Annotated in this window: 11 protein-coding genes; 4 read left to right on the top strand and 7 right to left on the bottom strand. The window is 65.7% G+C overall.

Annotation, left to right across the window (positions count from 1 at the left end; genetic code table 11):
• Positions 1-36: 36 nt before the first annotated feature.
• Positions 37-828 carry a DNA-binding transcriptional regulator gene (locus I6F16_RS18840; protein ID WP_036029106.1) on the bottom strand — a complete coding sequence of 264 codons (792 nt, stop codon included), beginning with the start codon at positions 826-828 and terminating at the stop codon, positions 37-39.
• Between the two features lie 148 nt (positions 829-976).
• Between I6F16_RS18840 and I6F16_RS18835 the strand changes: the two genes are divergently transcribed.
• On the top strand, positions 977-1960 hold the full coding sequence (locus I6F16_RS18835) for a VOC family protein (RefSeq protein ID WP_225114974.1): 984 nt from the start codon (positions 977-979) through the stop codon (positions 1958-1960).
• Positions 1961-1978: 18 nt separating this feature from the next.
• Here the strand turns inward: I6F16_RS18835 and I6F16_RS18830 are convergent, their stop codons facing one another.
• Together I6F16_RS18830 and I6F16_RS18825 are read right to left on the bottom strand one after the other, a co-directional pair.
• Positions 1979-2641: a response regulator transcription factor gene (locus I6F16_RS18830; protein WP_036044745.1), complete on the bottom strand. Its 663-nt coding sequence runs from the start codon at positions 2639-2641 to the stop codon at positions 1979-1981.
• A complete protein-coding gene (locus I6F16_RS18825) occupies positions 2638-4020 on the bottom strand; it encodes a histidine kinase (RefSeq protein ID WP_225114973.1) in 1383 nt (460 codons plus the stop codon). The genes I6F16_RS18830 and I6F16_RS18825 overlap by 4 nt, the downstream gene beginning before the upstream one ends.
• A gap of 186 nt (positions 4021-4206) precedes the next feature.
• Between I6F16_RS18825 and I6F16_RS18820 the strand changes: the two genes are divergently transcribed.
• Entirely contained in the window at positions 4207-5091 is an 885-nt protein-coding gene (locus tag I6F16_RS18820; protein WP_225114972.1) for a DUF3280 domain-containing protein, read from the top strand.
• On the opposite strand, the gene I6F16_RS18815 is transcribed toward I6F16_RS18820, so the two are convergent.
• The 3 genes from I6F16_RS18815 to I6F16_RS18805 are packed head-to-tail and all read right to left on the bottom strand — an operon-like array spanning position 5081 to position 8117.
• Entirely contained in the window at positions 5081-6112 is a 1032-nt protein-coding gene (locus I6F16_RS18815; protein WP_225173929.1) for an L-idonate 5-dehydrogenase, read from the bottom strand. The two genes, I6F16_RS18820 and I6F16_RS18815, sit on opposite strands and share 11 nt — an antisense overlap.
• 26 nt (positions 6113-6138) lie before the next feature.
• Positions 6139-6906 carry a glucose 1-dehydrogenase gene (locus I6F16_RS18810; RefSeq protein WP_225114305.1) on the bottom strand — a complete coding sequence of 256 codons (768 nt, stop codon included), beginning with the start codon at positions 6904-6906 and terminating at the stop codon, positions 6139-6141.
• An 11-nt stretch (positions 6907-6917) separates the two neighbouring features.
• Entirely contained in the window at positions 6918-8117 is a 1200-nt protein-coding gene (locus I6F16_RS18805) for a mandelate racemase/muconate lactonizing enzyme family protein (protein WP_225114304.1), read from the bottom strand.
• Positions 8118-8295: 178 nt separating this feature from the next.
• Here I6F16_RS18805 and I6F16_RS18800 point away from each other — a divergent pair, with 178 nt between their 5' ends.
• Entirely contained in the window at positions 8296-9060 is a 765-nt protein-coding gene (locus I6F16_RS18800; RefSeq protein ID WP_225114303.1) for a GntR family transcriptional regulator, read from the top strand.
• 121 nt (positions 9061-9181) lie between these two features.
• Positions 9182-10546, top strand: a complete 1365-nt coding sequence (locus I6F16_RS18795) for an MFS transporter (RefSeq protein WP_345960968.1) — start codon at positions 9182-9184, stop codon at positions 10544-10546.
• Positions 10547-10555: 9 nt separating this feature from the next.
• Here the strand turns inward: I6F16_RS18795 and I6F16_RS18790 are convergent, their stop codons facing one another.
• The gene (locus tag I6F16_RS18790) at positions 10556-11806 is read right to left on the bottom strand and encodes an arsenic transporter (protein WP_225114301.1); all 1251 of its coding nucleotides are present in this window, start codon (positions 11804-11806) and stop codon (positions 10556-10558) included.

Below are 11806 nucleotides of genomic sequence, written 5' to 3'. Positions count from 1 at the left end.
CGCCGGCGCGGCAAGTGTCCGCCCAGCGGACGGCTTCTATTCCGCAACAGGAATGGCCGACGCCGTTTCCAGCAGCTGGCTCGCAAACTGCGCGACCGCTTCCTCGATCCCCAGCGCCGAGCGGATCCAGATGATCGAGATGCAGCCGAATACGGCGCCGTCCCGCACGATGGCAACGGCGATCGAAGCCGTCTTGGGATTGTATTCGCCCTCGGTTCGGATCGCGTAACCTCGCGCCGCGGTCTCGGCGATCATGCGGTCGAGCCGGCCCTGGTCGAGGAAGGGGCGGTCGTCGGCCTCATCGATGCGGCGGAGATGATTGATGATGAGATCGCGTTCGCGCGCAGGGCAGGCGGCGAGATAGGCGCGGCCCGCAGACGTGCGCAGCATCGGCAGGCGCTTGCCGATCATGCCGCGGTCGATCGAGAGCGGGCTGCGAGAGTGGGTGGTCTCCTGCACCACCATCGCCGCGTTCTCGTAAGTCGAGAGATCGACCGGCCAGACCAGCTTCTTGCTGAGATCGGCGAGATAAGGCGCCGCCGCCTGGCAGATCACCACGCCGGGATCGTAGCCGTCGCCGAGGCTTAGGGCACGCCGGGTGACCCGAAATCGGTCGTCGCTGGCGCTGCGGGCGATATAGCCGAGCTCCTCCAGGGTTTCGAGGAGGCGGTAAACGGTGGGTCGGGGCAGGTCGAGCGCGCGGGCGACGTCGCCGGCGCGGATGCCGCCGGAGCGGTTGACCTCGTGCAGCACGTCGAGCCCGCGCTTGAAGGCACGGACGCCCTCAGACTGCCGAGGCTGGCCGTTCCGCGTCCGCTCCTTGGACACTTCCTATTTCCTCCCTTGTGGCACATCGCGGCGTGCTTATTGTCGCCTGCGAACGCGAGGCGATTGCGGAACGCCACCGTAGGATCGCGCGCGGCCGGTATCAAGCTCGCCGCAGTACGGCGACCGCGATGCCTCCGGGAGGAATTCGATGGAAATCGCAGCGCTCGGCTATATCGGAATCAGTTCATCCCAGCTCGATCAGTGGAGCCGGATGGCGACCGGGCTGCTCGGCATGCAGCAGGTCGATCGCGGCGGCAAGATGCGGGCCTTCCGCATGGACGACCGCAAGCAGCGGCTGATCGTCGACGGCGGCAGCGATGCCGGCCTTGCAGTGATGGGATGGGAAGTTCCGTCGATGGTCGCGCTGGACAGGTTGGCAGGACGGCTCGAAAGCCATGGCATCAAGGTGGCGAGGGGCTCGCGCGCACTCGCTGACGAGCGGCATGTCGCCGAGCTGATCGCGTTCACGGACCCCGCCGGCAACCGGCTGGAGGCTTTTTGCAAGCCGGAGCTTGCGAGCGAGCCGTTCAGGCCGGGTCGCCCGATCTCGGGCTTCCGCACCGGCGCGCTCGGCATGGGGCATGTCGTGCTCAATGTGGAGGACGTGGAGCCGCTGTTGCCGTTCTATCGCGACGTGCTCGGCTTTCACGTCTCCGATTTCGGGCTGAAGCCTTACGGGCTTTATTTCTTCCACGTCAACGGCCGCCACCACTCCTTTGCGATGGTCGGCTCGGGGCGAAAGGCGATGCATCACTTCATGGTCGAGCTCGGCTGCCTCGATGATGTCGGGCAGGGCTACGACCTCGCGCAGATGGACGAGGGACGCATCGCCTACACGCTGGGCCGGCACACCAATGATCACATGACCTCGTTCTACGTGAATACGCCGTCCGGCTTCTTCATCGAATATGGCTGGGGCGGACGCGTCATCGATCCCGAGACCTGGCAGCCGCACGAGACCTTTGATGGGCCCTCCCTGTGGGGCCACGAGCGGCTGCATATGCCGGAAGAGCAGCGCACGCGATTGCGCGACATGCGGCTCGACGCGGCTGCCCGCGGCGTGCGCGTCGCCGATCCGCGCGTGCCGCCGCTCAATTGCGCGTGGCTGGACTCGGTGGTCGCGCGTGAGTGACCTGCGGCGACGTCGCGATCAGGCTTCGCCGAGATCGACCTCGGTCAAGATGCCCTGGCGCAGCGCCAGCCGGACCAGCTCGATGTCGGAGCCGACGCCGAGCTTGTCCTTGATCAGCGAGTGCAGGTTCGCCACCGTCTTCGGGCTGACATGCAGCGTCTCGGCGATCTCCTCCGTCGTGTTCTCGGCGAGCAGCAGCCGCAGCACCTCGAATTCGCGTGGCGTCAGCACGTCGGCGGCGGAGGTTTCGCCGCTGATGCGGCTGAGCGCAAGCTCGTGGTCGATGTCGGGGCTGATGGCAATCTTGCCGGCGAGCACGTCCTTGACCGCGCGCACCAAGGTCTCGGGCGGGCTGGTCTTGGTGACGTAACCCCGTGCACCGGCGCGGATCGCCTGCACGGCAAATCCGGCGTTCTCGTGCATGGTGAAAACGAGAATCCGTGCCGCCTTGTCCCACTGCCTGATCCGTCTGACGGCCTCGATGCCGCCTATGCCGGGCATGCTGAGGTCCATGATGACGAGGTCGGGCGTCTCGGATTTGTAGAGGCGATAGGCTTCCGCTCCGTCGGCTGCCTCGGCGACGACGCGCAGGCCCGGCTGCTTCTGCAGCACCGAGCGATAGCCCTCACGGACGACGGAATGGTCGTCGACCAGCAGGATGGTCGCTTCCGCCGTGCTCATGCAGCGTGTTCCAGGGCCTCAGAGGCGGCAGCCGGGAGCGGAATGAATACGCGCAGCGAGGAGCCCTGAAGGCCGGTCTCGAAGCTGATCCGGCCGCGAAGCGCGGCGACGCGCTCGCGCATGCCCAGCAGGCCCATGCCCGATTTTGCGGAAGCCTCGTTCGGGCGGCCGTCGTCCTCGACCACGAGAGCAATCTCGCTGTCGGCCATGGTCAAATGCAGGCTAACCTTCGTTGCACCGGCATGCTTGGCCGCGTTGGTGAGTGCCTCCTGCACGATGCGGTACAGGTTGGCACTGACGGAGGCGGGCACGCTGTCGAAGGCGCCGTCGAACCGGATCTCGAAGCGCGGCTGGCCGCGGCTGCGGCCGTTCCACCCCGAGATCAGGCCTTCGAGACTGGCGACCAGGCCGAGCTCCTCGACATCGGGCGGCCGCAGCCGGAACAACGCGCCGCGCAGCGTCTCCATCATGCCTGTCGCGGTGCGGGCGATGCTGTCGCATTCGCCGAGCAGGTCGGGACAGTCCTGTGCCGCAGTCTGGCGGGCGGATGCGGCCAGCGCGCGGATCGCGGCGAGGGACTGGCCGAATTCGTCGTGCAGTTCGCGGGCGAGATGGCGGCGCTCCTCGTCCTGGAGCGCGATCAGCTTCCGCGTCAGCTCGTTGCGCTCGGCAAGCGCAGTGTCGAGGCTTTCGGCGAGGTGGTTGAAGACGTCGCGGATGGCGGAGAGCTCGGCGAGATCGAACGGCGGCAGCCGCGTGGTGAGGTCGCCGGCGGCGATGCGTTCGAGGCCGCTGCCGATCATGCGGGTGGGGCGCAGGGCACGGGCCAGTGCGGCATAGACCAGCGCACAGAGCAGCGGCAGCGCGATCGCAAGCGCGATCATCAGGCGGCCGGCCTCATGCCAGGCCTCTGCCGTCTGCACCGCCGGGTCGATCGAGACCACGGTCTCGCCGAGTTTGGTTCCGCGCACGATCACGGGCCGCGCCGCCTCGCGGCCGGGGTCGAACAGGCTGCGATAGAAGGCGGAGAAGGCTTGCGGCGGCGGGCTCGCCGGGGCAGGCGCGCCGCTACAAAAGCGCTGCAGCATGTCGCCGCTCGCGCTGCGGAAGCCGAGGCAGAGGCCGGGCGTCATCACATGGGCCGACACCGGGTCGAGGTCCGGAAAGTCCGAGCGAGGGCTCGCCGCCCACTGCACCTTGCCTTGCTGCAGCTCCAGCGTCTTGGCCACGATGGCGGCGATCCCGTCGATGCGCGCATGCGCGGCGCTATCGGCGGTGACGAGGAAATAGGTCGATATCACGGCGAAGCAGGCAGCCGATATCGCCGCCACGCGCAGCGTCAGACGGACCTTGAGATCGAATCTCGGGCGATTCCACATCGGCTTGCACCTGGTGCGAACGGGCTTGTCGCGCCTCATTAAAGGGCAGAACGCCGGCGGCGGGAAGCGTTCCCGACTTGCCGCACCGCAATGTCGTGAAAATTTCCCGGCATTGGTCGGGATAGTGGCAGCTGCGGGGCCTGAGGCGGCCCGTCCAGATTTTCGTCCCATCCACGAGGTTCGTTCATGCACCGCTGCCGCCTTGTTCTCTCCGCCTGTCTCCTCCTCGTCCTCTCTTGCTCGCCCCTCGCTGCGCAGGCCGCCATCGGCGTCGCCATGGACGATTTCAGCTACACCGACACTTCGGGCGAGCCGACCGACCAGACCGCGGCCCACGAGCGGCGGCTGGCGGCGTTCATGGCCGCGCTTCGAAGGGACATCGAGGCAGACCAGCGCTACCGCTTGGTGCGATCCGTCCAAGACGGAGCGGTGTTCAAGGTGGTCGGCGGCATTCAGAAGACGAGCACGCTGGTGCAATGGGCCAAGGTCGCCGTTATCGACGTCGGCGCCAAGACGCTTGTGCTGGACAAGCTCTACAGCTTCCGCGGCGACAATGACGAGGCATGGGAGCGCGCCCAGATGTTCGTGTCTCGCGAGGTCATGGCCGCGCTCGGCACGCCTGCGCCGGTCGCGCTTGCCGTGTTCGATTTCGAGCTCGAGGACATGACGGCCGCCTCAGCGGGGACGTCCGGTGCGTCGGATGCGTCATATCTCGCGGAGGTCACTGGCGGTGTGCGCGAGGCGCTCGGCCAATCCGGCCGTTACCGCATCGTCGAGGTCGGCGCAGAGGCGGGGAAGGCCGGCGCTTTGCGGGATTGCGGCGGCTGCGAGGTCTCCATTGCGCGCAAGCTCGGCGCGGACCAATCACTGATCGGCGTGGTGCGCCGCGTCAGCCGCACCGAATACACGCTGGGCTTCCAGGTGCGCGATGCCAGGACCGGCGCGGTGCTGGCGCGTGGCGACAGCGGACTACGCATGGGCGCCGACTATTCCTGGAAGCGCGGGGCCGTGCGGCTGGTCACCGACCGGCTGATCGAGGGGCAACAGGCCAACGACGCGCCTAGAAGGTAAGCTGGACCTTCATCGACTGCGCGCGGTCGCTGGCGAGCTCGAAGGCCGCGGCCGCATTCTCGAACGGCATGGTGGCCGTGATCAACGGCTTGACGTCGATCAGGCCGTCGCCCATCAGGCGCACCGCGAGCTCGAATTCGGGATCGAAGCGGAACGTGCCGCGCAGCTGCAATTCCTTAGCGACGATCGTGTTGATCGGCAGCGTCATCTCGCCGCCCAGGCCGAGTTGCACCAGCGTCGCGCCGGGCCTCAGCACGTCGAGCGCGGTGCGAAGCGCGGCCTGGTTGCCGGAGGCCTCGAACAGCGTGTCGAACACGCCCTTGCCGGCGCGCCAGGGATCGAGCGCAGTGGCATTGGTCGCGACGTTGATGGCATGCGTGGCGCCGAGCTTTTTCGCGACCGCGAGCGGGGCGTCGGCCACATCGGTGACAAAAATCTCCGACGCGCCGCCGAAGCGCGAGACCAAAATCATCAGCGCGCCAATCGGACCGCAGCCGGTGATCAGCACGCGCTTGCCGAGCAGGGGACCGGCCTGCTTGCCGGCATGCAGGCACACCGCAAGCGGCTCGGCGACCGCGGCTTCCGCCAGCGACAGCTTGTCCGAGATCGGCACGGCCTGCGTCGCGTCGACCGTGATGAACTCGCGAAAGCCGCCCTGCACATGGGGAAAGCGCATCGCGCTGCCGAGGAAGCGCATGTCGAGGCACTGGTTGCGCATGCCTTCCTGGCAATGCAGGCAAGCCCCGCACGGTTTGCTCGGGTTGACCGCGACGCGCGTGCCCGGCCTGACATTGGCGACGCCGTCACCGACGTCAGCGACGACGCCGGCGATCTCGTGACCCAGGGCCATCGGTTGCTGAATCCGCACGACACCGAAGCCGCCGTGATGATAGTAGTGCAGATCGGAGCCGCAGATCCCGCCATTGGCGATCTTGACGCGGACCTCGCCAGGGCCGGGGGCGGGATCGGCATAATTGTCGATCCGCAGATCCTTCGGGGCGTGAATGACGACGGCGCGCATGGCTTGCTCCTTCGTGGTCTTGGCGATCACATCGCGGCGATCATGCCGCCATCGACATAGATGATCTGGCCGTTGACGTAGGTCGACGCATCCGAGGCGAGGAAGATGGCGGCGCCCACCAGCTCATCCGGCTTGCCCCAGCGCTTGGAGGGAATGCGGCCCATCAGCCAGGTATTGAAATCGGCGTTGTTGACCAGCGCCTCGTTCATGTCCGTGAGCATGTAGCCGGGGCCGATCGCATTGGCCTGGATGCCGTGCTGGGCCCATTCCACCGCCATCGAACGGGTCAGGTTCTTGATGCCGCCCTTGGCCGCGGTGTAGGGCGCAATGGTGGGGCGGGCGAGCTCGCTGCCGAGCGAGCCGATATTGATGATCTTGCCGTGCTTGCGCGGGATCATGCGCTTGGCCGCCTCGCGGCCGATCACGAAGGCGCTGGTGAGGTTGGTCTCGATCACCTTGCGCCATTCGTCGGTGGTGAACTCCACCAGCGGCTTGCGATGCTGGATGCCGGCATTGTTGACGAGGATGTCGACGGCGAGGCCTTGCCTGTCGAACTCGTTGAAGGCGGCGACGATTGCGGGCTCATCAGTGACGTCAAAGGCAGCGCCTTCGGCCTGATGGCCGGCGGCGCGAAACTCGGCGACGGCCTGCTCGACGCGCTTGGGATCGACGCCGTTGATGATGATCTTCGCGCCGGCCTTGGCCATGCCTTCGGCGATGGCGCGACCGAGGCCGCGGGACGAGCCGGTCACGAGCGCCGTGCGGCCGGAGAGATCGAAGAGGGACGTGCTCATCTCAAAATTCCTCAGACGTTGGAGCGGCGCACGGTGAGATCGGTGCGCTCGAAGACGGCAGGCAGGAGGTCGACGCCCAGGCCGGGACCTTCCATCGGGAAGACATAGCCGTCCTTGATGGTGGGCATCGTGGTGACGAGCTCATTGTACCAGCCCTTGTAGAAGGCGCGCACTGATTCCTGGATCAGGGTGTTGGGCTGGCTGAACGACATGTGGATGGCCGCGATGAAGCCGATCGGGCCAATACAGTCATGAGGAGCAAAAGGCCGGTGATAGGTCTCGGCCATTGCCGCGATCTTGCGGCCTTCGGTGAGACCGCCGGTCCAGCACAGATCGGCCATCACCACATGCATGGCGTCGCGGTCGAGCATGTCCTTGTAGGGGAAGCGCGAGCCCAGCGTCTCGCTGGCGCAGACCCAGACGTCGGTCGAGCGGGCATATTCGGCCAGCGCCTGCGGCGAGTTCATCCGGATCGGGTCCTCGTACCAGGTCGGCTTGTAGGGCTCGAGCGCACGGGCGATCTGCTTGGCGGTCGGTAGATTCCAGAGCGAATGGAGCTCGACCATGATCTCCATCTTGTCGCCGACGGCTTTGCGGATCTTCTCGAACGGCTCAATCGCCTGCTTCATCTGTGCGGCGGTGATGTAGAGGCCCTTGTTCTCCTGCGCGGCGGGATCGAACGGCCAGATCTTCATCGCCGAGATGCCGCTTTCGAGCAGGCTTTCGGCGAGCGCATCGGCATGGTTCATGAAGCCGTCGAGATCTTCATAGGGCCCCTTGGAGGCGCCGAGATTCCAATTGGCCACCGGGCTGATATTGGTCGAGCGCACATATTGCGTGCCGGCGCAGGTGTTGTAGATGCGCTGCTTGTCGCGGCAGAGGCCCCCGAGCATCTGGTGCACCGGCTGACCGCAGACCTTGCCGAATAGATCCCACAGCGCGATGTCGATCGCTGATGCCGCGCGGTATTCGACGCCGGTCGAGGACTGCGCCATCGGCAGATTCAGCATGTCGCGATGGATCGCTTCGATGTGCAGGGGATTGCGGCCGAGCAGGCGGCCGGCAAAGGTGTCGTGGATCTGCGCTTCGACCGCGCCGGCGCCATAGAAGGTTTCGCCGAGACCGATCAGACCAGTGTCGGTGTGGATGCGGACCCAGATGACGTTGGAAAATTCCTCGGTGCGCAATGTCTCGATCGACGTGATCTTCACGGCAAGTATCCTCCCATCGAACGGCGCTTCGCACCTGACGTCTCATTTTGCGCTGCAGCATGCTGCAGGTCGTGCCGACGTCTTACGCTTGCTTGTAATATATCACAACATGTTTTAAGGGTGCCACAAACAAGGCGCCACCCACCAACGAGAGCGCGGGCTGACGGGAGAGGACGGCATGGCACGGCGCAAGCGCGCACTCGCGGTGGTGAGACACGGCGACGGGGAGGGCAGGCCCTCCCGGCGCAACCGTCTCAACTTCTTCGAGCTGGCTTATCAGAGGATCGAGGAGCTGCTCGTTCATTGCGAGCTCAAGCCCGGACAATTCATGACGATGCTGGAATTGCAGCAAATCACCGGTTTCGGCCGCACGCCGGTGCATCACGCCGTCAATCGTCTCTCCGCCGACACTCTCATCGTCATCCGGCCGCGTCACGGCCTGCACATCGCGCCGATCGATCTGGCGCGCGAGCGCATGCTGCTGGCCTTACGCCGCGACATGGAACGCTTCGTGATCCGCCTCGCCGCCGATCGCGCCACCCTGTCGCATCGCAATCAGGCGATGCACATCGAGCGTCTGCTGCGCGAGCGCCGCGCCAGCCTCACCCTCGACGAATTCAATCATATCGACCGCCGCATCGACGCGTTGGTGCTGGAGGCCGCCGGCGAGCCGTTCCTGGTGCACACGCTGCGGCCGCTGCACACGCTGTATCGGCGCATCGGTTACATCCACCATCGCTTTATGCCGGGGCAGGCGGATCTGTCAGGCACGATCGATCATCATCTCGCCATTCTTGCAGCCGTCGCCAACCGCCGCGTCGAGGAGGCGGTGAAGGCGAGCGACGCGTTGATCGACTACATGGGCGAGATGTTTACGGGCATGGAGGCGGGGATCGATCCGCGCCTGCTCGATTGCAGCATCGAGCCGCTGCTCGGCGCGTAGAGCATGATCCGGAAAAGTGTGAGGCGGTTCTCCGAAGAGATCATGCGCAAGACAACAAGCTAAAGCGTGATGAGATCCTGATGTCATCGCGCTTTAGAGAGTTCTGAAGAAAGGAAGAAGAATGTCAACGATGGCGATGCCACAGGCGACCGCGAGCGAAGCCGCGGTCCGCTACCTCATCACGAACTACAGTCCCAAAGGCAACAAGGTCGGTTGGCTGATGATGGCCTCGATCCTGGTCGAGGCCTGGGACCTCTATTCGATCGCCTTCGTGCTGATCTTCATCAAGGAGCAGTACAATCCCGATCCGCTGATGCTGGGCCTCGCCGCCGCGGGCACGCAGGGCGGTGCCCTGATCGGCGCGCTGCTCGGCGGCTGGCTGTCCGACAAGATCGGCCGCCGCGTGATGTTCCTGGTGACGATGGTGCTGTTCATCGTGCTGGCGCTGGCGCAGGCCTTCGTGCCCAGCGTCGGCTGGCTCGTCGTGATCCGCTTCCTGCTCGGCATTCCACTCGGCTCCGACATCTCGACCGGCTACACCTACATCATGGAATCCATGGCCAAGGGCGAGCGCGAGGTCATGGGCAACCGCTGGCAGTTCATGTTCGCCGTCGGTGAAGTTCTCACCATCGGCGTCATCGTGATCTTCCTGCTGGTCGACATGAACCACGAGATGCTGTGGCGCGTGACGCTCGGTCTCGGTGCGGTGCCGGCACTGATCATCCTGATCATGCGTCACGACGTGCCGGAGACGGCGGTGTGGCTGGTGCAGAAGGGCCGCTACCGCGAGGCCAAGCAGGTCGCGCGCGAGATGTTCAACGACAACCTCGACATGCTGCCGGATCGGGACGTGCAGGTGCCGAAGACCAGCACCCGCGCATTCCTCGCCGACCTCAGGAAGGATCCGATTCGCTGGCGCGCCACCCTCTATGGTTGGATCGCCTGTTTCGCCCAGGCGAGCGAGTTCTCGACCTTCGCGTTCTATCTGCCCGTGCTGTTCGTGATGGTCGGCGTCTCGAGCGTGCTCGGCATCAATGTGGTGACGATGGCGCTGTTTTCCTTCGCGGCGCTGTCGGGATGGGTCGGGCCGCTGCTGACGCCGAAAATCGGCCATCGCGGCATCTCCATCGCGGGCTTCTCCATCGTGCTGGTATCGCTGCTGGTCGCCGCGTTCGCGCTCTACACCGACAACAAGATGCTGCTGCCGTTCGCCGCGGCCGGCATGCTGTGGGGCCATTATTGGGACGCGTCGAACTGCATGACCATCCCGACCATGGTCGCCCGTCCGCAATATCGCGGAACCGCCAGCGGCTTCGCCTACATGTTCGTGAAGCTGCCGTCGTTCCTGGCGATCTTCCTGTTCCCGACGGTGTTCGCCGCGATCGGGCAGGCGAATGCCACGTTGATGGTCGCGATCTTCCCGCTGATCGGATTGCTCGCGGCAATCTTCATCCTGCCGGAAGTCTACGGCTACGAGAACGACTGAAGATGAGTGCTATCTGATCGCGGCGGCTAACGCCGCGATCAGGGCCGGCGGCGTCACCAGCAGGCCGAGCTTGAGGAACGGCCAGGCGCCGACCTCGATCTTTTCCCGGCGGAGCGCAACCAGCCAGAGGATGGTGGCGAGCGAGCCGGTGACCGACAGATTGGGGCCGAGATCGACGCCGATCAGGATCGCGCTGACGACGGGCACCGGCAGATGATCGCTGGCAGCGACGGAGCCGGCGACGAGGCCGACCGGGAGATTGTTGGCGATGTTGTCGGCGAGCGCGGTGGCAATGCCCACGCTCCAGGCCGCCTGCGGGACCGATTGAGCCACCGCCTGGTGCAGCAACGCGCTGAGCTGCGCGATCACGCCGGTCTTGATCAACGCCTCCACCATGACGAAGAGCCCGCCGACCAGCGGCAACACGCTCCAGGACACCCCGCGCAGCACGGGCAAGGGTGATTGCCGGCTGAGCAGCAGCACGATCGCGGCCGTCACGCCGCCGCAGATAAAGGTCGGCAGGCCGAGCTGCTTGTCGAGCGCTGACGCCGTGACCAGCACGATGCCGATCGCGACGATGCCTATTGCGGTGAGCTTGCCGCCGCGGCCGAGCTTGGGATGCGGCACGCTGCGCGCGATCGTCTCTTCCTTCAGCGCGTGGTGCTGGGTCAGGCGCAGCACGATGTAGGTCAGCAGGATCGACGCCGCCGAGGGCAAGGCGAACAGGCGTAGCCATTCCGTCAGGTGCGGCATGCGCGCGCCGAACACGACGAGGTTGGCGGGGTTGGAGATCGGCAGGACGAAACTCGCGGCATTGGCGATGAAGGCGCAGACGAACAGATAAGGCAGCGGCTTCGCGCCGGCCGCGCGCGTCGCGGCATAGACGGCCGGCGTCAGCACGATCGCGGTAGCATCGTTGGAAAGCAGCACGGTCACGAGCGTGCCGACGAGATAGATCAGCAGGAACAGCCGCTGCGGCGAGCCGCGTGCGTATTCCACCGCGAGCGCGGCCAGATAATCGAACAGGCCTTCGAGCCGCGCCAGCTCGGCGATCAGCATCATGCCGATCAGGAAGAGATAGACGTCGAGGCCTTTCTCGATGCCCGTCAGCGCCTCCTGCCAGGGCAGCAAGCCTGTTAGCACCAGGGCGCTCGCGCCGATCGCGGCCCAGATCGCCTCGGGCAGGCGAAACGGCCGGATGATGACGCAGGCGGTCGCGACGAAGATGATGCTCCAGGCCCAGATGGCGTCAGACGGCAC

The organism is Bradyrhizobium sp. IC4060, assembly GCF_020193715.1.
GTDB lineage: Bacteria > Pseudomonadota > Alphaproteobacteria > Rhizobiales > Xanthobacteraceae > Bradyrhizobium > Bradyrhizobium yuanmingense.
Note: the sequence above shows the minus strand (reverse complement) of the source record. Positions and strands in the feature narration are given on the sequence as shown.